Below are 23,958 nucleotides of genomic sequence, written 5' to 3' on the forward strand. Positions count from 1 at the left end.
ACGCGCCGGCCGACCACCGCAAAGTGCCACCGATGACACCCCAGATCGAATCCGCCTACCAGCGCATCGCCGACGTGCTGGTGCCCGCGCTGCCCGAGTCCTTCGACCGCGCCTGGGTCTATGCCGAGCTGATGGACGACACCGCCACCGCCACCGCCTACGTGAGCAGCGGGCCGGGCCATGCCGCGCGGCTGGACGACATGATGCTGGACGCCGACCTGGCCGACGCCCTGGCCGGCCTGCGCCAGGCCTGGGCCGCCAGCGGCCAGCAGGCCTTTTCCACCGTGGTGTTCGAGCTGAACGGCGACGGCCGCTTCCACCTCGACGTGAACCACGGCGACGTCAGCGATGCCGGCCAGACGCTGGCCCGTCGCAGCGCGTGGGAGCAATCCGTGTTCGGCGGCCGCGCGATCGAGACCTTGAGCGCCTGAAGCGCTCAGGCCGCCGCGTCGGCGGCCTTCAGCAGCGCCTGCCGCAGCCGCGTGCGCCGCGGCGTCGCCTTCACCGCCGGCCAGGCCGCGGCCGGCATCACGAACCAGCGCGCCGGCGTGCCGTCGCACGGCCGCTCGCCGTCGTCGGCAAAGCCCAGCGTGCGCAGCACATGCTGCACCGCGCGGTGCTGCGGATGGCAGGCGGCCCACAGTTCGGGCAGGCCCAGCTGCTCGAAGGCACGGGCCAGCAGCTGTTCGCCGCCTTCGTGCACCAGGCCGCTGCCCCAGTAGGCGGGCAGCAGCCGGCAGCCGATCTCGATGCGCGACGGATCGTCCGCCATGCGCATCAGGTTGAACCAGCCGGCAAAGTGCGGCCGCGGCTGCGCCAGGGCCTGCAGGGCCGGGTCGCTGAGGCTGGCGTGCACCTCGGGGTCGGCCAGCTCGGCCGCCGACAGCGCGGGCCGCCAGACTTCGGCGCACCAGATGCCCAGGCCTTCGTGCCGGCGGTAGTAGGCCTGCATGCGCTCGATGAACAGGCCCGCCACCCGCGGATCGTCCAGCGGCATGTCGTCCACCAGCAGCGCACGCACGCGCGGCTCGCGGTGCATGGCCACGAGCGCGGCCCGGTCGGTCGGCTGGAATTCACGCAGGCGCAGGCGGGCTTCGGCAGGCATGGCCGCAGGCTAGCGGCCCAAGGCCCGGCCACCCCAGTTGGGTGCGGCCCCAGCTAGGGCGCACCCCAGGCTTCACGCGCCGGGGCAGCGCCCCCTAAGGTGACCGCCGACCCTGCTTCCACTGGACACCGCCATGCTGCTCCACGATGGGGTGCGCCGCGCCGCCGCACCACCGCCGCCCCCGCCTCCGCCGCCCCCGCCACCACCGCCGGTGCGCCATGTGCAGCACACCGTGGCGCGGGGCGAGACGCTGGGCGAGATCGCCACCCGCTACCAGATGGAGCCCGAGGCGCTGCACCGCGCCAACCCCGAGCTGCCCGATGCCGACAGGCTGCAGGTGGGCCAGCGGCTGCAGGTGCCCATCGGCGAAGGCCATGGCACCGAGCCCATCGCCGTGGCGGTGGCGCCGGGGCAGACGCTGAGCGAGCTGGCGGCGCAGTACCGGCAACCCGCGCAACGGCTGGCCGATGCCAACCGCCACCAGTTGCCCGACCCCGACCGCATCCTCGTCGGCCAGCAGATCTGGATTCCCGGCGGCCATGCGGCGCCCGCGCCGGTGGCAGCACCCGCCACCGCCACGCCACCCGACCCGCTGCAACAGCAGGCCACGCGCACCGATGCCGCCGCCCGCCGCCAGGCCGAGGCCCAGCGCGCCTACGACGACATGGCCGCCACCACCTACGGCCGTGGCGCCGCCCTGCCCTGGCTGGCCGAGAACCTGGCCGGCGCCCGCCAGCAGCTGGATGCGGCGGTGAAGGCGGAGCTGGCGCTGCGCACCGCCACCGCACCCCCGGCACTGCCGCCGATGCTGCCGCCATCAGGCGCTCCAAGGGCTGACGCCGCCCAGGCCATCCTGGCCCGCGGCCAGGCCGCCGACGGCACGCAGGCGGTGCTGCAGGCCTCGGTCACCCGGGTGCAGACGCAGCAGCGGGTGGACGAGGTGCTGGCCATCGCCCAGGCCCGCGACACCTCGGCCGAGCAGCTGCAGTCGCTGGACGCCGCCTGGCGCGCCGCCCCGCCCGAGCTGCAGCAGGCGCTGCTGGCCGATACCGCCGCCCGCCGGCTGATCGATGCTGCGGCCAGCGAGGCGCTACAGCCGCTGCGCGAGCCGCCGGCCGATGCCATCGGCCCGCAGGTGGGCGGCATGCTCGCCATGGAACGGCTGGACGCCATCACCGAGCCGCTGTCGCCCACCGTGGCGGCCCAGGTGGTGGCCGCTGCCACCCCAGGCATCGTGCAGGCCGAAGAACAGGGCTGGCAGGACGCCGGCACCCCCTTCGGCCCCGGCGGCGTGGAACACCTGGTTCGGCTCACCGGCCGGGTGGCCGACACGCCGGCCGGCGATGCCGCCATCAACCGCCTGGCCGCGGCGCAGATCTGGAACGACAGCGGCGTGATGCAGGCCGTGGCCCAGGGGGCCCACCCGGCCTATGCCGTGGCGCTGGCGCGGCAACCCGGGGTGGATGCCGACCGCGTGCTGGAAGGCGTGGCCGCGGGCGTCTCGGTGTTCCACCAGCAGGTGGCCGACGACACCGACGCCTATGCCAAGCAGATGAGCGAGCTGGCCTGGCTGGTGCAAAGCCACGGCGACGCGATGACGCCGCAACAGCTGGAACAGGCGATTGCCGACTACACGCAGGAGCGTGGTCCGCCATGGCAGCAGCAGAACGCGGCCATGAAGCAGCAGCTGGCCGACAACGGCCGCGACCTGCTGGCGCAGCTGCAGGCGCTGCAGGCCGCGCAGGGCCTGGGCAGTGCCACCACGCAGCCGCGACTGGATGCATTGACGGCCGAGGTGCTGAACGACCCCAAGGCCCAGCTGGCGGTGCGCACCGCGCTGGGCGCGCACCCCGAGCTGAGCACCGGCGCGGCCGGCCAGCAGCTGCTGGGCTGGTTCACCAGTTCGCAGTTCGCTTCCAACGCCAAGCTCACCGACCAGGCCCGCAAGCTGGCCAGCGAGGTGGCCACCGCCCATGTGCAGTCCACGCTGCTGGCCCGCATCGGCAGCTTCGACGCGGCCGACCCGGCCAGCGTGGCCCGGGCCCGCGCCGCCATCGACAGCCTGCGCAGCCCCGGCCTGTCGCGCGCCTGGGGCGTGTCGGAGGCGGCACTGGACAAGGCCTTGAAGGCACTGGACGACGCGGTGCCGCTGGCCGGCGAAACGGCCGAGCAGAGCGCCGCGCGGCTCAAGACGCTGGACCAGACGCTGGGCAAGATCGGCGGCTTCGACAAGAGCAGCCTGGCCGGCCAGCTGCTGCGCGGCGCCGGCCTGGGCCTGGCCGGCGTGGGCCTGCTGGCCTCATTGGAGCGGGCGGGCCTGGACCCCTCGCTGCGCAACCAGACCAAGGTGTTGGTGGATGCGGCCGGCCTGGGCCAGAAGGGTGCCGAGCTGCTGGTCGGCCTGGGCAAGGCCGACGCCGATTCCTGGGTGGGCCGGCTGGGCAGCACCGCGGCCAGCCGCTTCCTCAGCGTGCTCACTGCCGCGGTGGACGTGTGGAGCGCGGCAGACGCCTTCGGCCAGGGCGACATCCCGGCCGGCGTGCTGTACGGCGTGGGCGCCGGCGGCGGGCTGATGGCGGCCTTCGGGGCCGGCAGCGTGGCCGGGCCCATCGGCATCGGCCTGGTGGTGGTGTCGGTGGTGGGCCTGGCGATCTGGAACGACCGCAAGCAGGCCAACCAGCACGAGCCCGACCATGACGGCGGCGTCTCGCTGCGCTTTTTGCAGCATGCCGGCCTGGGCGAAGAGGCCGCCCGCGCACTGGTGGACCAGAGCGGCGACGGCCACAGCGTGGTGCCCTTGCTGGCGCGTCATGCCAGCCTGCACGGCCTGGACCTGGCAGACCCCGCGCAGCAGCGCCATTTCGTTGACTGGATCAACCAGATGCCGCCGGAACGGCTGGCGGCGCTGCGTGACAACCTGCACCGTACGATCGACCACCTGGAGGGCGATGCCAGCCGGCTGCCCGCCACCACGTCGGAGGATGCATGGATCGTCGAGGACACCCGCCAGCGCCCCTGGTTCGCCGTCTCCGGTGCGGCGCGCCCCGAATCGGCCGCGCAGGTGGATGCGGTGCTGGAGGTGCTGGAGCTGCCCCAGCCACCGGCTGGTTGATGGATGCCACCGGCCGGTTGACGGACGCCGGCGCCCGATGAAGGGCCCCATGGGGCGCGACGCCGCGGCGCAGGCGCAGCCGCCCTGGCACCTGCGCTGCCCGCACTGCGGCCTGCCCGCCCTGCCGACCTGGCGCAAGCTGCTGCTGGGCCCGGCCGGCCGCACGCCCTGCCGCCGCTGCGGCCTGGCGGTGGGCGTGGCTGCGGTGCCCGCCGTGCTGGCCATGCTGCCCAGCCTGGCGGTGGTGGCCATGGCGTTGACGGGCGCGGGCCGGCGCCCCTGGCTGCTGGTGGCGGCGGCCCTGCTGGCGGTGCTGACCACCACCGTGCTGCACCTCATCAGCGTGCCGCTGGTGCCGCGCCAGCTCACCGATGCAGCCGCGGTGCGGCGTGCCCGCTCCACCACGGGCACAGGCCTGTAACCGCAGCGCGCACGGGGGCGCGCCGATCCGTTACAGAATGCGCGATCCCCCGATGGCAATGGCCAGGCAGTTTCGGCATGACGCAAGACCGGTTTCCGCTCGCACCGCACCCTGGCCTTGCACCGGTACCACCGCCGCTGGGACCGCAGGGCCAGCTCCATCACCCACTGCTCACCCAATGCCACTGGGCCGCCACCGCGCTGGGCCCGCCCGCCGGCTGGCCGGCCGCCCTGCGCGCGGCGGTCAACCAGGTGCTGGAGACGCCGGCACCCACCTGGCTGGCCTGGGGCGAGGCCCTGACCCTGATCTACAACCCGCCCTACGTGCCCCTGTTGCAGGACAAGCATCCCGCCGCGCTGGGGGCGCCCTTGCAGCAGGTGTGGGCCGAGGTCTGGCACGACGTGTCGCCGCTGCTGGCCACCGCCATGGCCGGCCAGGCCATCCACCGTGAGCACATGCCGCTGCAGGTGCTCCGCAACGGTCGCACCGAACCGGCCTGGTTCTCCTTCTCGTACACGCCGCTGCGGGGCGACGATGGCGCCGTATACGGCCTGATCTGCAACGTGCAGGAAACCACCGCGCTGATGCAGGCCCGCGAGCGGCATGCGCAGGACGAGGTGCGGCTGCAGGCGCTGGCCGCGGCGCATGAGCAACAGCAGGCCGAAACGCTGCTGCGCCAGGCCCAGAAGGACGAGACCGAGGAGCGCTACCGCCTGGCCGTGCTGGCCACCAACGACGCCATCTGGGACTGGCGGCTGGCTGATGGCCACGTGATCTGGAACCAGGCGCTGTCCACGCTGTTCGGCCATGCGCACACCCACACCAGCGCCGACTGGTGGCTGCAGCACATCCACCCCGGTGACCGCCAGCGCATCGACGACGACATCCATGCGGTGATCGAAGGCGGCGGCACCAGCTGGACGCAGGAGTATCGCTTTCGCCGGGCCGACGGCAGCCATGCCGACGTGCTGGACCGCGGCACCGTGCTGCGCGATGCGCAGGGCCGGGCATTGCGCATGATCGGCGCGATGCTGGACCTGAGCGAGCGCAAGGCGTCGGAGGCCGCGCTGCGCGAGAGCGAGCGACAGTTCCGCACCCTGTTCACTTCGATGGACGAGGGCTTTTGCATCATCGAGTTCCTCGACGGCCCGCATGGCCCCATGAGCGACTACGTGCACGTGGTGGCCAACCCGGCCTACACCGCCAATGCCGGCATCCCCGACGTCGTCGGCCAGCGGGTGCGCGACATGGTGCCCGACGAGGCCGAAGGCTGGGTGCAGATCTACCGCCGCGTGCTGGTGACGGGCGAGCCGGTGCGCTTCGAGCGTGAACTGGTGGCCACCGGCCGTTACCTGGAGCTGGCCGCCTTCCGGCTGGAACCGGCGGAACGCCGGCAGGTGGCGGTGCTGTTCCAGGACGTGACCCAGCGCCACCGCGCCGAGCTGGCGCTGCGCGAACTGAACGACACGCTGGAGCGCCGCGTGGCCCAGGAAGTGGCCGACCGGCTGCGCACCGAGGACGCACTGCGCCAGTCGCAGAAGATGGAGGCGGTGGGCCAGCTCACCGGCGGCATCGCGCACGACTTCAACAACATGCTGGCGGTGGTGATCGGCTCGCTCGACCTGCTGGCGCGCCGCTTCGTCGGCGAGAACGACCGTGCCGCCCGCTACGTGGACGCGGCCCGCGACAGCGCCCGCCGCGCGGCCCAGCTCACGCAGCGGCTGCTGGCCTTTTCGCGCCAGCAGCCGCTGCAGCCCGAGCCGGTGGACGTGAACAAGCTGGTGGCCGGCATGTCCGACCTGCTGCGCCATTCGCTGGGCGGCGCGGTGATGCTGGAGACGGTGCTGGCCGGCGGCCTGTGGCGCGCCCACGTCGACCCCAACCAGCTGGAAAGCGCCATCCTCAACCTGGCCGTCAACGGCCGTGATGCCATGCCCGAGGGCGGGCGCCTGACCATCGAGACGGCCAATGCCTTCCTGGACGAACGCTACGTGGCCGGCAAGCCCGGCGTGGCCGCCGGCCAGTACGTGATGGTGGCGGTGAGCGACACCGGCGTGGGCATGACGCCCGAGGTGATGGCCAAGGCCTTCGACCCCTTCTTCACCACCAAGGAAGTGGGCCGCGGCACCGGCCTGGGCCTGAGCCAGGTGTACGGCTTCGTGCGGCAGTCGGGCGGCCACGTGAAGATCTATTCCGAGCCCGGCCAGGGCACCGCCGCCAAGATCTACCTGCCGCGGCTGGTGGGCGGGGCCGAGCCGCTGCAGGCCGAGCAAAGCCCGCAACGCCTGCCGCGCGGCGACGGCCGCGAACTGGTGCTGGTGGTGGAGGACGAACCGGCGGTGCGCGCGTTTTCGGTGGAGGCGCTGACCGAGCTGGGCTATGCGGTGCTGGAGGCCGACAGCGCCGCCGCCGCGCTGCAGCTGCTCGATGCCCACCCCGAGGTGGCACTGCTGTTCACCGACGTGGTGATGCCCGAGGTCAACGGCCGCAAGCTGGCCGACGAGGCGCTGCGCCGCCGGCCCGGGCTGAAGGTGCTGTTCACCACCGGCTACACCCGCAACGCCGTGGTGCACAACGGCGTGCTCGACCCCGGCGTGCACCTGCTGGGCAAGCCATTCACCGTCGAAGAGCTGGCCGCGCGTGTGCGCGAGGTGTTGGATACCGCATCATGAACCTGAAAAGACTGCCCACCGCCATCGAAGGCCTGGACGACATCCTGCAGGGTGGATTGTTCGAAGGCGGCGTCTACATCTTCGAAGGCCCGCCTGGCGTCGGCAAGACCACCCTGGCCAACCAGATGGCCTACCAGCTGGCCAGCCAGCGCCAGCAGCGCACGCTGTATGTCACGCTGTTGGCCGAGTCGCATGCGCGCATGCTGCAGCACATGGAGCAGCAGGTCTTCTTCGACCGCCAGCAGGTCAGCGCCGGCATCTTCTACGTCAGCGCCTACCGCGAGCTGGAGGACGGCGGCTTGAAGGCCGTGGTGGGGCTGCTGCGCGGCGAACTGCTGCGCAGCCGGGCCTCGCTGCTGGTGATCGACGGGCTGGTGGTGGAGCACCGCGGCTTGAGCAGCGATGCGGTGCGCCAGTTCGTGCATGAGCTGCAGAGCCTGGTCAGCGCCATGTCCTGCACCTGCCTGGTGTTGACCAGCGGCAACGGCAACGCGCTGAGCGCCGAGCAGACCATGGTGGACGGCATCTTCACCTTCGAGGACCACGGCTTCCACTGGCGGGCCGAGCGTCGCATGCAGGTGCGCAAGTTCCGCGGCAGCCAGGTCATCCGCGGCAGCCACACCTTCTGCATCTCGCAGCGCGGGCTGCAGTTTTTCCCGCGGCTGGAAAGCCTGCCGCTGCGCCATCAGGGCGGCAGCCTGGGCGATGCGGTGGTGTCCACCGGCCTGCCGGCATGGGATGGCCTCCTACGCAGCGGCGGGGTGCTGGCCGGCAGCTCTTCGGTGGTGATCGGCCATAGTGGAGCGGGCAAGACCACGCTGGCGCTGGCCTTCGCGGCAGCCGCCTCACCCGGCACACCGGGCCTGATGATGGCCTGCACGGAGTTTGCCGCCGACCTGCGCCGCCTGAGCACCAGCCTGGGCCTGGACGTGGCTGCCGCCATGGACGCGGGCTCACTGACCATTGAACACCTGGGGCACGAGGACGAATCCATGGACGAGATGGGCCACAAGCTGCTGCGGCTGGTGGATGAGCGGCGGATACGGCGCGTGGTGGTGGACGGGCTGGAAGGCTTGGCCGACACCCTGGCCTTCTCCGAGCGGGGCTACCGCTTCCTGGGCCGCCTGCTCACCGAGCTGAAGGTGCGTGGCGTCACTTCGCTGTTCACCGTCGACCCGGCCGCGCTGGCGGTGGCCGCGGGCACCGGGCTGGCCGAGGGCGTGGTGGGCTGGTTCGACAACGCCTTCGTCTTCAAGACCGGTTTCGGCGAGCCCGGCGAAGGCGAGGCCCGCACGCTGGTGGTGGCCAAGGTGCGTGGCACCCAGCCGGCCCGCGGCGCGGCCGACATGCAACTGAGCCTGCTGGGGGCCGAACGGCCGCCCAGTCACTGAAGCCGGGTCCTGACGATGAAACTCGTGTTGGTCGTCGAGGACGAGTTCGGCAATCGCGAAGTGCTGCAGCTGCTGCTGGAGGCCGAGGGCTACCGCGTGCAGGCCGCCTCCAACGGCAAAGCGGCGCTGGCGCTGCTGGCAGCCGAGGTGCCGGCGCTGATCCTGTCCGACTTCATGATGCCGACCATGAACGGTGCCGAGCTGGGCCAGGCGGTGCGGGCTGACCCGGCCCTGGGGCTGGTGCCCTTCGTGTTCATGAGCGCCACCAGCGAGCAGGTGGTGCGGCAGTCCTTCCGCGACTACGACGCCTTCCTCGTCAAGCCGTTCGACATCGACACCATGCTGGCCCTGGTCAAGCGCCTGTGCACCCAGGGTCGGCCCCACCAGCCCACCAGCCAGGAGGTGGGCGACTCGATGCGCCAGCTGCTCAAGGGCATCGAGCTGCCCCCCGGACCCGAGCGCTGAGAAGGTCTGCGCCCGCGGCGCCGGGGCAACCCGCTTCAGCGGCCGGCCAGCACCAGTTCGGCCGCCACCCGGCCAGGCACGGCCAGCCGCTGCACGCCCTGGCTGATGCGCCCCAGCCGCACCAGCCCCGCCGAATGGCGAAAGCCCTTGTGGAACAGCGCCAGGTTGCCCCAGGGCGCGTAGTAGGCGACATCGCCCGCCACCGGCGTGTAGCCCGCAGGCGCGCCCTCCAGGCTGAGGGCGCGCGGCAGCGAGGCGATCTTCTCGGTGGCGGCGTAGTCCTCCAGCGTCAGCCGCAGCGGCAGCAGCGAAGCGAAGTCGCGTGCAGTGGCATGGTCGTCCAGCAGCACCGTCAAGCTGTCATCGCCCAGCTTCAGCAGCAGCGTCGAGGGCCCGGCGGCCTGCGCCCAGCCGCCCCCGGCCAGGCCGCCCCCCAGCACCATGCAGGTGGTGGCACAGGCCTGCTGCAGCGCCTGGCGGCGGTCGTGGCGAAACGGACGGTGGCGGGTCGTGTTCATCGATCGGTGGACGGTGGCAGACCTGGGCACTCTAGACGGCGCCCCCGCCTCGCACCAGCCGTCGCAGCCGCATGGGCTTATCAGCCTGGTTGATGAATCGAGGCCGGCGACGGGCTGTCAGTGGAAGGTGAAGGACAGGCCGGCGCCCAGGCCGCGGTCGCCCTGCACCACCGTGCCCGACAGGTTCAGGCGCAGGCGCTCGTCTTCGCGGGTGTAGCCCACGCCGAAGGCCACGGCGCGCTGGCCGCGCCACACGCCGGTGCCCAGCGCGAAGGAGCCGCGGCCCGGCCGCATGTCGAAGCGCAGTGACGACACCGCCAGGCCGACGGCGGCGGCCCGGCGGGCCTCGACCTGCACCGCATCGATGCGGGCGCTCAACTGGCCGAAGCGCAGGTCGGTGTAGGCCTGGGCCGCGGCCACGGCCTGGGTGGTGCGGCTGTCGGTGTAGGCCTGGGCGGCGTCCAGCGCGCGGGAGGCGCTGGCATCCGCATACACCTCGGCCTGCGCCAGCGTGGTGGCCGCCGTGGCCTTGAGCTGCCCGGTGTTGGCGGCATCGTGGTCCTGCACGCCGGCGGCCACGTTGGACAGCATCACCGGCGCCTGGGCATCCACGCCTTCCAGCACCACGGCATTGCGGCGGCGGCCGTCGGCATCGGTGTCGTAGCGCACGCTGTGCTGGCTGGCCGCCGCCAGGCCCGCCACCTGCGATTCCAGCCGCGAGACGTCGCTGCGCTCCGGCGGTGCGGCCGCCGGTACGACCGGGGTGGCGGCCGGGGTGGCTGCGGGAGCGGCCACAGCGGCGGCAACGGGGGTCGCTGCGGGAGCTGAGGTCGGTGCAGCGGCAGGTGCAGCGGCAGGTACAGCGGCGGGGGCGGCCGCAGGTGCAGCGGCGGGGGCGGCCGCAGGGGCTGCCAGCGTTCGCTTGAGGCTGCCCACCTCGGTGTGCAGTGCTTGCAGGCCGGTGTCCAGCGCGCCGAGGGCACTGCCCACATCCTGGTACGCCGTGCCGCTGACGGTGTACCGCGGCGCGCCGGTCGAGGTGGTGGTGCCGGCCTGCGCCAGGGCCTGGGTGACGGCATACAGCTGCGCGCCATTGACCGCATCGGTCGAACCCGCAGCCACGGTGCCGGCGGCCACGCCGGTGAGCTTGCGGTCGCCGGCATGGATGCCCGTGGCCAGCACGCTGGGCCCGCCGATGAGCGCCAGGCCATCGGTGCCCAGGCGCGCTGCGCCCGTGGTCAGGCTGGTGGCGGTCAACGCATCGGCGGTGGCGATGGTGATGGCCGTGCCGCTGCTGCTGAGGCGGATGTTCTGGCCGTCTTTGAGCTGCAGCGCAGCACCCGGCGCCACCGGCATCGGCGCGTCACTGTTGGTCTGCAACTGCCAACCCAGGCTGGCCGTGGCCCGCACCGCGTCGATGGCTTCGTGCACCGTGGCCTTGCCGGTGCCGCCCACGTTGCCCATGCTCAGCGTGCCGGTGGTGCCGTCATAGGCCGCGCTGCCGCCCAGCACCAGCGCCGTACTGCGGCCCAGCTCATCGACGCGACCGCTGGCCCCGGCGACCGTGCTGCCGAGCGCGCTCAAGGCCTGATGGGTGGCATGCAGCTGCGAGCCGTTGACCGCATCGGTGGACGTGGCTGACAGGCGGCCGGCCGCCAGGTGGGTCAGCTGCCGCTCGGCACCGGCCGTGCCGATGCTCACCACGTTGACGGGCGCCGCGCCGGCAAAGCTGTAGGCCGCCCCGCCCAGCGTGATGCCCGGCGTGCCGACCGCGGCATCGGTGGTGGCATTGGCACCCAGCGCCACGTCGCCCGCGCGGGTGGCCACGGCATGGCTGCCCAGGGCCAGCGCCCCGGTGGCGGTGGCCGAAGCCGAAGGGCCCAGCGCCACCGCCTGCACGCCACCGGCACGGGCTGCGCTGCCCAGCGCCACGGTGGACTCCTGCGTGGCCCAGGCTTCGGCCCCGATGGCCAGCGCCGCCGTGCCGGAGGCCAGCGTGGCGCCGCCGGCCTTGGCGGTGCCGATGGCGATGCCGCTGTCGCCCACCATCGCGGCCAGCGTCGCGGCATTGCCCATGCGCAGCGTCGGCGTGGCGCCCAGGCCGATCTGCCCGCTGTTGACGTGAAGCTCACCGCCCAGGCTGAGGTTGCGGCTCTGGTTGCCGTTGCCCAGCAGGCCGGAGGCGCCCGGCGACCCGTAGAACACCGCGCGGCTGGTCTGGCTCTGCAACTGGGCCGAGCACTGGCTGCTGGCCACGCTCGGTGTGGCAAACAGCACCGAGCCGTCGGTGATGACGTAGCACTGGCCGTCCTGCCCGTCGTTGACGAACAGCTGGGCCCGGCTGCCCAAGGGCCAACATGCCGCCACGGCCACCAGCAGCAGGCGCAGGCGAACGGCCGGGCCTGGCAGGGGCGCTCGGGCGAAGCGGCGGTCAGGGCTGTGGGCAGTCATGGCAGACCCCTTGTTGTGCAATGTGATGCGTAACGGCAAAACCGATTGCCAATTGACGGTCAAAAGTACAAATATGGAGGGCGAGACGGAGCCACCCGCTCCGCACCAAGGTGCCGCCACCGTGAACCACCGCCAGACGTACTTCTTCCGCGGGTTGCTGCTGATCGTCGCGGCCGTGGCCACGCCGCTGGTGGGCCTGCTGGCGCACAACCTGGCGGCCCAGCACGACGACGACATCGCCACCGCCAAATCGCTGCTGCAGACACGCGCCGACATGGCGGCGCAGCAGGCCGACGTGCTGATCACCCGCATCCAGCAGGTGCTGGATCTGCTGGCCGACCAGCCCGAGCTGCGGCAGCCGCAGCCCGGCGCCTGCGACCGTATCGGCCGTGGCGTGCCGGCCTTCAACGGCATGCTCAGTGCGGTGCTGGTGATCGACAGCCAGGGGCAGCCGGTGTGCGAAGTGCTGGTGCACAGCCCGGTGCAGCCCGCGCCGTCGGATGCCTGGATGCAGCCCGCGCTGGCGGCGGCCGGCCCCACGATCGGCCGGCCCCAGCGTGATCCGCGCAGCGGCCGCTGGTGGTCCGCGATCAGCCGGCCGCTGGCCGATCCGGCGGGCCGGCGCCACGGCTTGCTCGTCGCCTTTCTCGACCTGGAGATCGTGGGCACCCGGCTGCTGCGCCTGGACGGCCTGCATGACGGCACCGACTTCGCGTTCCTGATGGACGATGCGGTGGTGCTGGCCATCACCGGCCCGCGGCAGGCCTCCATCGGCCGGCCGCTGCCGGACGCCCTCTTCCAGCGCGTGGTCGCGGCCAGCAACGCGCCGATGGAAGCACAGGGCCTGGACGGCCCGATGCGCGTGCTGGCCACCACGCCGCTGCGCAGCTTTCGCCTGCGGGCCAGCATCAGCGCCCCGCGCGATGCCGTGCTGGCCCCCAGCGAGCGCCGCACCCGCGACAGCGCAGCCATCGTCGGGCTGATCACGCTCGCCGCGCTGGCCATCGCCTGGTTCGGTGCCAGGCGCCTGATCCGCCCCGCGCTGTCGCTGACCGAAACCGCGCGCCAGTTCGGCCAGGGCCAGCTGGACGCCACCGCCGACGAGCGCCTGCCCGGCGAATTCGGCATGCTGGCGCGGGAGTTCAACAAGGCCATGGCGGCCGCACGCGTCACCGACGAGGCCACCCGCGCACTGGCCGCGGCCGAAGCCGCGACGCAGGCCAAGAGCGACTTCCTGGCCAACATGAGCCATGAGATCCGCACGCCGATGAACGCGGTGCTGGGCATGACCGACCTAGCGCTGCGCGAGCCGCTGCCGGTGCGCGCGCGCGAGCACCTGCTGAAGGTGCAGCAGGCGGCGCGCGGGCTGCTGGGCATCCTCAACGACATCCTCGACTTCTCGAAGATCGAGGCCGGCAAGCTGGACATCGAGCAGGTGGACTTCACGCTGCAGGTGGTGCTGGACCGGGTGGCCGCCGTGGTCGGGCTGCAGGCCCGCCGCAAGGAGCAGGCGCTGCTGTTCAGCGTGGCGCCCGATGTGCCGGCCTGCCTGGTGGGCGATCCGCTGCGGCTGGAGCAGGTGCTGGTGAACCTGTGCAGCAACGCGGTCAAGTTCACCGGGCCCGGCCAGGCGGTGGTGCTGTCCGTGCAGCGGGAGGGGCCCGGCCACCTGCGCCTGGCGGTGCGCGACCAGGGCCCCGGCCTCTCGCCGGCCCAGATCGCGCAGCTGTTCAAGCCCTTCAACCAGTTGGACGCCTCCACCACCCGCCGCCACGGCGGCACCGGCCTGGGCCTGGCCATCTGCCAGCAGCTGGTGCAGCTGATGGGCGGTCAGATCGACGTGCGCAGCCAGCCCGGCCAGGGCAGCGAGTTCTTCTTCACCATCGCGCTGGTGGCCTGCAGCACCGCCACCGTGGCACAGGTGGCCGAGCCGACGCCCTGGGCGGCACGCCAGGCACCGGCGGTGGCGCCCGCCGCGCTGCGCGGCCTGCGGGCGCTGCTGGTGGAGGACACCGAGTTCAACCAGATCGTGGCCGGTGAGTTGCTGCGCGGTGTGGCCGGCATGCAGGTCAGCATCGCGGGTGATGGCGAGCAGGCGCTGGCCCTGCTGGCGGCCGACCGCTTCGACCTGGTGCTGATGGATGTGCAGATGCCCGGCATGGACGGCTATGAGGTGACCCGGCGCATCCGGCAGCAGCCGCGCCATGCGGGGCTGCCCATCGTGGCGATGACGGCCTATGCCATGGCACGCGACCGCCAGCGCTGCCTGCAGGCCGGCATGAACGACGTGATCACCAAGCCGGTGGAGCCGGCCGAGCTGTTCGCGGTGCTGCAGCGCTGGGCCGCAACGGGCCTGGCCAGCCCCGCACCCGAGGTCGGCGCAGCGACCACCGCAGCGCCGCCAAGCGCGGCCGCCGTGGACGTGGCCGACGGCCTGCGCCGCTGCGGCGGGCGTGACGAGCTGTACCGCCGCCTGGTGCGCAAGGTGCTGGACCTGGGTGCGCGCGACATCACCCGGCTGCAGCAGGCGCTGCGCGAAGCCGACTGGGCCACGGTGGCCAAGCTGGCCCACACCACCATCTCATCGGCCGGCTCGGTGGGCGCGCGGCAGCTCAGCGAGCTGGCGCGCCAGCTGCAGGCGGTGGCGCTGCAGCAGGGCGAAGGCACCGCCTGGCAGCCGCTGGCCGATGCCTTCGCCGCGGAAGCGCAGCGCGTGACGGCCGAACTCGGGCAGTACCTGGGGCCGCAGGCCGCCGGCAGCGAGCCGGACGCCGCACCGCTCATGCCGCCGGGCGCGGCCTGAGCGGCTTCAGGTTCTGTGCCGTCAGGTGGTGGCCGGCAGCGTGTTCATGCCTTGGCGAACAGCATTTCCCAGTTGGTCATCGGGCCCAGCGGGATCACGTCCCAGCCGATCAGCCCGGCCATGGCCAGCGGGATTTCCATCAGCCGGGCGCGCGCGGCTTCCACCGAGTCGGCTTCGGCGAGGATGGCGACGCCCGGGCGGTCCTGGCGGAAGTAGATGTCGCGGATCAGCCCCTGCTTGTAGAGGTCCCAGGCGAAGCGCACTTCCGCTTCCATGTGGGGGGCGTATTGCTCCGGGGTGGCGCCGGGCTGGGGAACGTCGAGGCACAGCAGTTTCATGCGGGTCTCCGTGCGGGGTTCAGGCGGCCTGGCCGGCACGCAGCTGGCGGGCGATCTCGGCCACGCGCTGGCCCAAGTGGGCGGCGGTGTCCAGGTCGCTGGCGGGCGGGGTCACTTCGGGCGAGGCATCGTCGGACTGGGCCATCGCGCCCAGCCAGCCGCCCACGCGGTTCTTGTCCTCGGGCGTCTTGCCGGGGAACAGGTCCAGGCCCACCCACACCATGCCCTGCTGGGCCGCGAACAGCGCCATCGTGATCAGGCTGTTCAGCTTGTCGCCATGCATCGCGCCCGAATTGGTGAAGCCGGCGGCCACTTTGTTGCGCCAGGCCTGCGGCACCCACGCCGGGCGGGTGGAGTCCTCCATGAACTTCTTCAGCCGCGCGCTGATGGTGCCGTTGTAGGTGGGCGAACCGAACACGATGGCGTCGCTGGCGGCCAGGGTGTCCCAGGGCAGCTCGCCGTCGGCCACGGGGATCAGCGTGACCTCGGTGCCGGCCACGCGACGGGCGCCGGCGGCCACGGCCTCGGCCTGTTTGGCGGTGTGGCCGTAGCCACTGTCGAAAACGATGGAAATCAGCATGTCATCTCTATCAAAGCGGCCACTCGCCGCGTTGAAGAGATGTTATGGTTGACTCTGAATCTACAATGTATAGATTCACTCCACCAACTGGTTCCTGATCGTATCCAATCACCGATGCTGGCAGACCCCCTGGACGGCGTCGCCGTCTTCGTCGAAACCGTACGCGCCGGCAGCTTCGCCCGCGCGGCGGAGCACCTGTCCGTCACCCGCTCGGCCGTCGGCAAGACGATCGCGCGGCTGGAAGAGCGGCTGCAGGTGCGGCTGTTCCACCGCTCCACCCGCTCGCTCAGCCTGACGGAGGACGGCCGCCTGTACCACGAGAGCTGCCAGCGCGCGCTGGACCTGCTGGGCGCCGCCGAATCGCTGCTGGAGTCGGGCCGCAAGGACGTGACCGGCCGCCTGCGGGTGACGGCGCCGGTGCTGTTCGGCCGCCGCTGCGTGGCGCCGGTGCTGCTGGCCTGGGCCGCGCGGCACCCGGCGCTGGAGCTGGAGCTGAGCTTCAGCGACCGGTCGATGGACCTGTTCGCCGACGGCTTCGACCTGGCGGTGCGCATGGGCCCGCTCAAGCCCGACGGTGCGCTGCGCGCACGCCGCCTCGTGGGCATGCGCAAGCTGCTGTGCGCCGCGCCGGCCTACCTGCAGCGCCGCGGCACGCCGCAGCAGATCGACGAACTGCATGCGCATGAACACCTGGTGTACCGGCGCGGCGAGTATGTGCAGCCGCTGCAGTTCGAGACGGCGCAGGGCCTGGTGGAGCTGGTGCCGCGCGGCCGCATCCGGCTGGACGACCTGTCGGCCATCGTCGATGCGGCGGTGGCCGGCCTGGGCCTGGCATGGGTGCCGACCTGGCTGGTGCATCAGGAACTCGCCGCCGGGCAGTTGGTGCCCTTGCTCACGCAGCACCTGTCCACGCCGATGGAAATGCACGCCGTGTGGGCGGCCCACGCCCCGATGCCGCTGCGCCTGCGGCAGGCGGTGGACGAACTCGTGGAGGCGCTGCCCGGCCGGGTGCCGGCCCCTTAGCCCAGGCGCAGCCCGCGCGCCAGGAAGCGCTCGTACTCCTCGTCCGGCACGAACAGGCCGCCCGTGGTCCACACCACGTGCGTGGCCTGCGGCATCTGTGCCGTCAGCCGATGGCGCTGCAGGTAGCGCTGGCCTTCGGCGGTGTGCAGCAGCCGGCCGGGCCCATCGAAGCCCGCCGCGGCCGAGGGCTCGATGCGCAGGCCCTCGGCCTGCCGGGCGCGCGCCAGATGCCGGAACAGCGTGTCATCGGCCACGGTGAACACGCCGCCCAGCGAGGGGCGCACCACCTGCACCGCCCGCTCCGAAGCGCGGGGCACGGCCAGGCCATCGGCCTCGGTGCGGTTGTCCAGGCCCAGCTCGTACACGCTGGGCACGTGGCCATCGTCGCGCTGCAGCGCCAGCAGGAAGCAGGGCGACGCCGTGGGCTCGGCAAAGAAGCAATGCACATGCGGCCCGAACAGCAACGCCAGCCCGAAGGCGATACCCCCCGGCGCGCCGCCCACGCCGCAGGGGATGTAGACGAAGAGCGGATGCGCCGCATCCACCGGCCGGCCGGCCGCGGCCAGTTGCTCGCGCAGGTGCAGGGCGGCGGCGCTGTAGCCGAGGAACAGCGACAGCGAATCCTCATCGTCCACAAAGTGGGCCCGTGGGTTGGCTTCAGCCTCGCGGCGACCGGCGGCCACGGCTGCGGCATAGTCGCCGGCATGCTCCACCACCGTCACGCCGCGCCGCCGCAGGCGCTGCTTCTTCCATTCCTTGGCATCGGCCGACATGTGCACCACCGCGCGAAAGCCCAGCGCCGAGGCGATGACGCCGATGCTCAGCCCCAGGTTGCCGGTGGATCCCACGGCCACCTGGTAATCGGCAAAGGCCCGGTGCGCCGCCGCGCCGGCCAGCGGCGACAGGTCGCTGCCCGACACCAGGCCCAGCTGGCGGGCCAGCCGTTCGGCGAACTCCAGCACCTCGTGCAGGCCGCCGCGGGCCTTGATGGAGCCGGCCACCGGCAGTCCGTGGTCGGCCTTGACGAACAGCGCGCCATGCGCGGCGTCCAGCCCCAGCTGGCGCTGCAGCGCCGGCACCGGCTGCAGCGGCGATTCGATGACGCCGCCGCTGGCCTGCAGTTCCGGGAACAGGCGCTGCAGCACCGGGCGGAAGCGGGTGAAGCGGTCGGCCGCCGCCTGCATCTCGGCCATGCCGATCGGCCGCGTGCCCCAGAAGCGGCCCGGCCGGCCGTCGGCGGCCCGGTGGTCCTGCGTCAGCAGCACCGGTTGCTGGCGCTCCAGCGCGTCCATCAAGGCCTCGTGCGCGGCGTCGGCGGCGGTGGGGTCGGTCGGGGCGGCAGTGATGGCAGGCATGCGGATGCAGGAGCGGCAAAGGGGTGGAAGGAGGCTGACGTCATTCTGGGCAGCGCCTGCCGACGGCACAAACCAGCCTTGTTGCGGGCGCCATCAGTCAGACTGATGGCACAGCCATGCTGAGCGCCTCGCACCTGAGCTGGCTGCGCAGCTTCGAAGCGGCGGCCCGGCGGCGCAGCTTCACGCTGGCCGCGCAAGACCTGTGCGTGACGCAGGGCGCGGTGAGCCAGCAGGTCAAGCTGCTGGAAGAGCATCTGCAGCGGCCGCTGTTCGTGCGCGGCCCGCGGCAGCTCACGCTGACGCCCGAAGGCGAACAACTGGCCGCCGTGGCGCACGAGGCGATGTCGCGGCTGGACGCGGCGCTGGCCGCGCTGCGGCAGGACCGCCAGGCCCCGCGCACGCTGGTGCTGAGTTGCCCGCCCTCGCTGGCACTGGGCTGGCTGGCGCGCCGGCTGGGCGACGGCCGGCCGGCGGGCCTGGTCATGCCGGTCTCGCTGCGGGCCGAGTTCCACCGCATCGACCGCGCGCGGCTGCAGGCCGATGGCGTGGACGCCGCCATCCGTTACGACCTGGGGGGGCACCCCGGCCTGCACAGCCACCGCTTCATGGACGAATGGTTGCTGCCGGTGGCGTCACCCGCGTTCGTGGCGGCGAATCCTTCGCTGCGCGAGGGTGGCCCGCTGCGCGGCGACTGGCTGCTGCACGACCTGCAGCCCTGGGACGGCGCGCCGCCACATGCCGAGTGGCAGCACTGGCTGCAGCACAGCGGCCGCGCGTGCCAAGGGCTGGCCGCCGGCCGCGGCTTCAACCTGCTGCAGCTGGCGCTGTCGGCCGCGCTCGACGGCCAGGGCATCGCGATGGGCCGGGCCACCCTGGTGCAGGACGAACTGCGCAGCGGCCGCCTGGTGCAGCCCTTCGGCCCCGCCGTGCCGGCTGCCGCCGGCTACCACCTGCTGGCCGAGCGCGACGACGCGGCGCTGCAGGCGCTGCGCGAGTGGCTGCAGCAACAGGGCCAGGCGGCCGCCGAGGCGGTGCGGCCTTGGACCGAGGCCCGCTGACCGCAGACGTCGGCGGCAGGCCGGCACAGCGTCATGCCGCTTCAGCGGTGGCTTGCCATTGCGGGAAAGGGTCGGGCAGCGTGGCCCAGCCGGCGCGGCCCTTGCGCGTTTCCGTGTGGTTCAGGTGCATGGCCTTCCAGGCCTGCTCGATGGCGGCACGGTCCATGCGGCGGCCGATGAACACCACCTCGTTCAGGCGGTCGCCGTGCGGCTCCACCCATCGCGCGTCGATCTCCTGCCGCTCGGCGCTGCCCGGCGCCGGCCAGCGGCTGCGGTCTGCGGCGGCCCACCAGCGGCCTACCGGCTCGTGCGTGGCGGTATGGCCGGCTCGCGAATAGCTCACCACCCAGTCTGGCCGGCTGGCCAGCCACACGTAGCCCTTGGCACGCAGCAGGCCAGGCAGCGGCATGTCCATGAAGCTGGAAAAGCGCCACGGGTGCAGCGGCGCGCGGCTGCGCAGCACAAAGCTCTCGATGCCGTAGGCCTCGGTCTCGGGCGCATGCCGGCCCTCCAGTTCGCGCGCCCAGCCGGGCATCTCGCTGGCGCGCTCCATGTCGAAAAGGCCGGTGCCCAGCACGTCGTTCAGCGGCACACGGCCGTGGTCGGCCCAGACGATACGCGCCACCGGGTTCAGCGCCTTCACCACGGTCGCTACCTCGTCGCGGCGGGCGGCGTCCACCTTGTCGATCTTGTTGACCACCACCACGTCGGCGAATTCGATCTGCTCGGCCAGCAGTGCCGCCAGGCTGCGGGTGTCTTCGGGGCCGGCGGTTTCGCCGCGCTGGGCCAGCAGATCGGTGCTGCTGTAGTCAGCCAGCAGGTTGTAGGCGTCCACCACCGTCACCATGGTGTCGATGTGGGCCACGTCATTGAGCGAGCGCCCCTGCTCGTCGGTGAAGTCGAAGGTGGCGGCCACCGGCAACGGTTCGCCGATGCCGGTGGATTCGATCAGCAGGTGGTCGAAACGGCCCTCGGCCGCCAGCTTGCGCACTTCCACCAGCAAGTCTTCGCGCAGCGTGCAGCAGATGCAGCCGTTGCTCATCTCCACCAGCCGCTCCTCGGTGCGCGACAGCGCGGCACCGGCCTGGCCGGCGCTGCGTTCCACCAGCGAGGCGTCGATGTTGACTTCGCTCATGTCGTTGACGATGACGGCCACGCGCAGGCCTTCGCGGTTGGCCAGCACATGGTTGAGCAGCGTGGTTTTGCCCGCGCCCAAAAAGCCGGACAGGACAGTGACGGGCAGGGTCGTTTTCATGGCATCTCTTGCTAATGAGAAAGCATTATCATAAACAGGAATCCCCTAGACCTCCCCCTTCTCCTCCCAAGGCTCTGGGATGGACCCTGCCCTCGCCCCCGGATGCAATCGCCCCTGTGCTCACGCGGCGGCAGCCGTGGGGCGCTTGGTACGGTTCAACATCCACCAGGGAGAGCCCGCTTGAAATCCTCGACCCCGACCTCCACCGGCTGGCGACGGCCGGTCGGCCTGGCCCTTGCGCTGGCCAGCCTGTGCGCACCGGCCTGGTCTGCCAGCAACCCCGCGATGGGCACCTGGACCACCACGCTGCAGGGCCGTGAGCTGGACGGCAACACGACCAACGGCTTCGAAGCCTGGTACGACACCGTGCTCGACATCACCTGGCTGGCCGACGCCAACGTGGCCGCCACCCGCGGCGCCACCGTCACCGGGCTGATGGGCTGGCAGGCCGCCACCGACTTTGCCGCCAACCTGAGCCTGTACGGGCTGAGCGGCTGGCGGCTGCCCGGCAACGGCCCGGTCAACGGCAGCAGTTTCGTGTTCGGCACCAGCTACAACGGCAGCACCGACGCCGGCTGGAACATCACCAGCACGGAGAGCGAGCTGTCCCACCTGTACAACGTGACGCTGGGCAACCAGGGCTCGTACACCACGGCCGGCGTGGCGCGCAGCATCGTCACGCAGGACGGCCCCTTCACCAACATCCTGCCGAACTACTACTGGTCGTCGGGCGGCATCTCCGACACCTCGGGCGCCTGGGTGGTTTCTTTCCAGGGCGGCGACCAGAGCTTCGTCTCCAAGGGCAATGCCTTGGGGGTGTGGCTGGTGCGTGATGGCGACGTGCCGGCGGTGCCCGAGCCGGGCACCTGGGGCCTGATGGGCGCCGGCCTGGCCGCGGTGCTGGCCTGGCGTCGGCGCGCAGCGGCGCGCTGAAGCGCTTCAGGCCTCGGCTTCGGCCGCCGCCGCTCCCAGGGCCACGGTGCCGCGGCCGCGGCGCTTGGCTTCGTAAAGCGCGGCATCGGCCCGTGCCACCAGGTCGGCGGCCACGGTGCCTCCGGCCGCCACCGCCACGCCCACGCTGGCGCCGATGTGCACCGGATGCCCGCCCACGGTGAAGGGCCGGGCCGCCGCCTTCACCACGCTGGCGGCCACCCGCTCGGCCACGCTGGTGTCGGGGATGTGGCGTAACAGAATCGCGAACTCGTCACCGCCCAGCCGGGCCGTCACGTCGTGCGGGCGCACCAGGCCGGCCAGCGCCTGGCCGAAGCGCTGCAGCAGTTCGTCGCCGGCCGGGTGGCCGTAGCGGTCGTTCACCGGCTTGAAGTGGTCGAGGTCGATGTACAGCAGCGCGGCCATGCGGCCGTCGTCGGTGGCCGCCAGATCGGCCAGATGGCGGTCGAAGCCGGCGCGGTTGAAGAGGCCGGTGAGCGCATCACGCTCGCTCAGGTGCGTCAGGCTCGGCCCGCGCGAAGTCGGTGTCGCCCAGCAGCACATCGACCGGCCAGCCGACGATGGCGTCGCGCCCCATGCCGATCCAGCGCTCGTAGCTGGTGTTGACGAAGCGGTAGCAGCCATCGGCCCCCACCACCGCGATGCAGGCCGGAATGGCTTCGGCCACCGAACGCAGCGTGGCGCTCAGGTCGCGCAGCGCCTGCTCCATGCGCGACCGTTCGGTGATGTCCATGCCGGTCTTGAACACGCCGACCACCGCGCCGCTGTCGTCGATGTCGGGGATCAGCTGTCCTTCGATGCGGCGGTGGTGGCCTTCCACCATGTCGTCGAACTCGAAGCGCTGCATGCGCCCCCGGAAGGCGGCGTCGAAGGCCGCATCCACTTCGGGCGATGGCTGGCCACGCAGTTCGGCCAGCGTATGGCCCAGCGCCTGCTCGCGCGGCACGCCGAAGCGCCGGCAGTGCGCGTCGTTGAGGAAGCGGTAGCGACGTTCGGCATCGACGTAGGCAATGCGCACCGGTAGGCTGTCGGTGAGCTTGCGCAGGAAACGCTCATTGGCGGCCAGCCGCTCCTGCAACAGCCGCCGTTCGGTAATGTCCTGGAAAGCGCCGACCAGGCGCACCACCGCGCCGCCCTGGTACTCGGCCTCACCCACCGCCCGCACCCAGATCCGGCGGCCGGTGGCGGTGACCAGCGGCAACTCCAGGTCCCAGGGCGTGCCGTCGGCCAGGGCCTGGATGACGGCGCGCTCGACCTGCGCACGCGCCTCGGGCGCATAGAACTGGATGGCCGACTCCAGCTGCGGCTGGTAGTCGTCCGGCACCTCGTGGATGCGGCGCGTCTGCGCCGACCAGGTGATGCGCCCGCTGGCAGGGTCGAACTGCCAGCCGCCCACGCCGGCCACGCGGCCGGTGCGGTCGAGGAACGATTCCTGCTCGCGCAGTGCCGCCTCGGCCATCACGCGTTCATGGATGTCGCGGCCCACCGAATGCAGCAGCAGCGCGCCCTTGTCGTCGCGCTGCACCGAGTGCGTCCACGAGAAGTGCCGCAGCTGGCCGCACGGGGTCATCACGCTGCTGTCGGCGCTGCAGCGCTGGCGGGTGTTGAGCACCTGGTCCAGCTGGCCCCGCACGGCGGCACGCTCGGTGGGCGGCACATGGTCCAGCAGGTTGGTGCCGACCAGCGATGCCACGCTCAAACCATGGTGGCGGGCATAGGCCTCGTTCACGTAGACCAGCTCGCCACACGGCTTGGCCAGCGAGACGATCTCGCTTTGCTGCTCCACCAACGCGCGGAAGCGCGCCTCGGTGGCCGCCAGCTCGGCCGCATGGCGGCGGGCCTGGGTGAGCGTGCGTTCCACCAGGCTGCGGCGCATGTCCAGTGCATCGGAGGCGATGGCCGCCAGCATGGTCAGCGTGCGGCGCTGCGCCTCGGTCATCTGCCGTGGCGACTGGTCGATCACGCACAAGGTGCCGACGGCGCTGCCTTCGCCGACGGTAAGCGGCGCGCCGGAATAGAAGCGGATGTCGGGCGGGCCCACCACCAGCGGGTTGCGGTTGAAGCGGTCGTCGGCGGTGGCGTCCTGCACCTCGAACAGGCTCTGGCTGCCGATGGCATGGGCGCAGAAGGCATGGGCGCGCGGAGTTTCCTGCACGCCGGGCAGGCCCACCTTGGCCTTGAACCACTGGCGGTCGGCATCCACCAGGCTGAGCAGCGCGATCGGCACGCCGCAGGCCTCGGCCGCCAGCGCCACCAGGCGGTCGAACAGCGGCTCGGGCTCCGAGGCGAGGATCTGGAGCGCCTGCAGCCGCACCAATCGCGCCTCTTCGTCCTCGGGCATCGGGGGCACAGGAATCGCTGGAACAGCCGGCATGACGGTAAGTCGAGTGATCGGCCATTCTGGTGGCCGGCCCCTCGGCCTAAGCCTTGAAGTCGGCGTCTTGCACGGCGCTGTTCAGG

At 72.1% G+C, this 23,958-nt stretch carries 19 protein-coding genes; 10 read left to right on the top strand and 9 right to left on the bottom strand.

Annotated elements, in window-relative coordinates; all coding sequences use genetic code 11:
• Positions 1-32 precede the first annotated feature (32 nt).
• Positions 33-431, top strand: a complete 399-nt coding sequence (locus MW290_RS00965) for a hypothetical protein (RefSeq protein ID WP_250195493.1) — start codon at positions 33-35, stop codon at positions 429-431.
• A 5-nt stretch (positions 432-436) separates the two neighbouring features.
• On the opposite strand, the gene MW290_RS00970 is transcribed toward MW290_RS00965, so the two are convergent.
• Positions 437-1,105 carry a GNAT family N-acetyltransferase gene (locus MW290_RS00970; protein ID WP_250195494.1) on the bottom strand — a complete coding sequence of 223 codons (669 nt, stop codon included), beginning with the start codon at positions 1,103-1,105 and terminating at the stop codon, positions 437-439.
• 133 nt (positions 1,106-1,238) lie between these two features.
• Here MW290_RS00970 and MW290_RS33065 point away from each other — a divergent pair, with 133 nt between their 5' ends.
• From MW290_RS33065 to MW290_RS00995, 5 genes are all read left to right on the top strand, one after another.
• Positions 1,239-4,217, top strand: coding sequence for a LysM peptidoglycan-binding domain-containing protein (locus tag MW290_RS33065; protein WP_310740083.1), 2,979 nt, complete (start codon positions 1,239-1,241; stop codon positions 4,215-4,217).
• Positions 4,218-4,266: 49 nt separating this feature from the next.
• Positions 4,267-4,638, top strand: a complete 372-nt coding sequence (locus tag MW290_RS00980) for a hypothetical protein (protein ID WP_250195495.1) — start codon at positions 4,267-4,269, stop codon at positions 4,636-4,638.
• 77 nt (positions 4,639-4,715) lie between these two features.
• Positions 4,716-7,310, top strand: a complete 2,595-nt coding sequence (locus tag MW290_RS00985) for a PAS domain-containing protein (RefSeq protein ID WP_250195496.1) — start codon at positions 4,716-4,718, stop codon at positions 7,308-7,310.
• The gene (locus tag MW290_RS00990; protein WP_250195497.1) at positions 7,307-8,701 is read left to right on the top strand and encodes an RAD55 family ATPase; all 1,395 of its coding nucleotides are present in this window, start codon (positions 7,307-7,309) and stop codon (positions 8,699-8,701) included. The genes MW290_RS00985 and MW290_RS00990 overlap by 4 nt, the downstream gene beginning before the upstream one ends.
• Before the next feature lie 15 nt (positions 8,702-8,716).
• Positions 8,717-9,166 carry a response regulator gene (locus MW290_RS00995; RefSeq protein WP_250195498.1) on the top strand — a complete coding sequence of 150 codons (450 nt, stop codon included), beginning with the start codon at positions 8,717-8,719 and terminating at the stop codon, positions 9,164-9,166.
• A gap of 35 nt (positions 9,167-9,201) precedes the next feature.
• Here MW290_RS00995 and MW290_RS01000 read toward each other — a convergent pair whose 3' ends face one another.
• On the bottom strand, positions 9,202-9,684 hold the full coding sequence (locus MW290_RS01000; protein ID WP_250195499.1) for a cyclophilin-like fold protein: 483 nt from the start codon (positions 9,682-9,684) through the stop codon (positions 9,202-9,204).
• A 117-nt stretch (positions 9,685-9,801) separates the two neighbouring features.
• Positions 9,802-12,135, bottom strand: a complete 2,334-nt coding sequence (locus MW290_RS01005; protein WP_250195500.1) for a YadA-like family protein — start codon at positions 12,133-12,135, stop codon at positions 9,802-9,804.
• A 121-nt stretch (positions 12,136-12,256) separates the two neighbouring features.
• Between MW290_RS01005 and MW290_RS01010 the strand changes: the two genes are divergently transcribed.
• Positions 12,257-14,938, top strand: coding sequence for a hybrid sensor histidine kinase/response regulator (locus MW290_RS01010; RefSeq protein ID WP_250195501.1), 2,682 nt, complete (start codon positions 12,257-12,259; stop codon positions 14,936-14,938).
• A 44-nt stretch (positions 14,939-14,982) separates the two neighbouring features.
• Here the strand turns inward: MW290_RS01010 and MW290_RS01015 are convergent, their stop codons facing one another.
• Together MW290_RS01015 and MW290_RS01020 are read right to left on the bottom strand one after the other, a co-directional pair.
• A complete protein-coding gene (locus MW290_RS01015) occupies positions 14,983-15,276 on the bottom strand; it encodes a YciI family protein (protein WP_250195502.1) in 294 nt (97 codons plus the stop codon).
• A 19-nt stretch (positions 15,277-15,295) separates the two neighbouring features.
• Positions 15,296-15,856 (bottom strand): flavodoxin family protein, encoded by a 561-nt coding sequence (locus tag MW290_RS01020; RefSeq protein ID WP_250195503.1) that lies wholly within the window; start codon positions 15,854-15,856, stop codon positions 15,296-15,298.
• A gap of 114 nt (positions 15,857-15,970) precedes the next feature.
• Here MW290_RS01020 and MW290_RS01025 point away from each other — a divergent pair, with 114 nt between their 5' ends.
• Entirely contained in the window at positions 15,971-16,879 is a 909-nt protein-coding gene (locus MW290_RS01025; RefSeq protein WP_250195504.1) for a LysR family transcriptional regulator, read from the top strand.
• Here MW290_RS01025 and dsdA read toward each other — a convergent pair.
• Positions 16,876-18,234, bottom strand: a complete 1,359-nt coding sequence (gene dsdA / locus MW290_RS01030) for a D-serine ammonia-lyase (protein WP_250195505.1) — start codon at positions 18,232-18,234, stop codon at positions 16,876-16,878. The two genes, MW290_RS01025 and dsdA, sit on opposite strands and share 4 nt — an antisense overlap.
• A gap of 116 nt (positions 18,235-18,350) precedes the next feature.
• Here dsdA and MW290_RS01035 point away from each other — a divergent pair, with 116 nt between their 5' ends.
• Positions 18,351-19,292: a LysR family transcriptional regulator gene (locus tag MW290_RS01035; RefSeq protein WP_250195506.1), complete on the top strand. Its 942-nt coding sequence runs from the start codon at positions 18,351-18,353 to the stop codon at positions 19,290-19,292.
• A gap of 31 nt (positions 19,293-19,323) precedes the next feature.
• On the opposite strand, the gene MW290_RS01040 is transcribed toward MW290_RS01035, so the two are convergent.
• Entirely contained in the window at positions 19,324-20,547 is a 1,224-nt protein-coding gene (locus MW290_RS01040; protein WP_250195507.1) for a GTP-binding protein, read from the bottom strand.
• Positions 20,548-20,727: 180 nt separating this feature from the next.
• On the opposite strand from MW290_RS01040, the gene MW290_RS01045 reads away from it, so the two are divergent.
• Positions 20,728-21,480: a PEP-CTERM sorting domain-containing protein gene (locus tag MW290_RS01045; RefSeq protein ID WP_250195508.1), complete on the top strand. Its 753-nt coding sequence runs from the start codon at positions 20,728-20,730 to the stop codon at positions 21,478-21,480.
• Positions 21,481-21,486: 6 nt separating this feature from the next.
• On the opposite strand, the gene MW290_RS01050 is transcribed toward MW290_RS01045, so the two are convergent.
• Together MW290_RS01050 and MW290_RS01055 are read right to left on the bottom strand one after the other, a co-directional pair.
• Positions 21,487-22,041, bottom strand: coding sequence for a GGDEF domain-containing protein (locus tag MW290_RS01050; protein ID WP_250195509.1), 555 nt, complete (start codon positions 22,039-22,041; stop codon positions 21,487-21,489).
• Positions 21,980-23,839 (bottom strand): PAS domain S-box protein, encoded by a 1,860-nt coding sequence (locus MW290_RS01055; RefSeq protein WP_250195510.1) that lies wholly within the window; start codon positions 23,837-23,839, stop codon positions 21,980-21,982. The genes MW290_RS01050 and MW290_RS01055 overlap by 62 nt, the downstream gene beginning before the upstream one ends.
• Between the last annotated feature and the right edge of the window lie 119 nt (positions 23,840-23,958).

This window comes from Aquincola tertiaricarbonis, assembly GCF_023573145.1.
GTDB classification, from domain to species: domain Bacteria; phylum Pseudomonadota; class Gammaproteobacteria; order Burkholderiales; family Burkholderiaceae_C; genus Aquincola; species Aquincola tertiaricarbonis_B.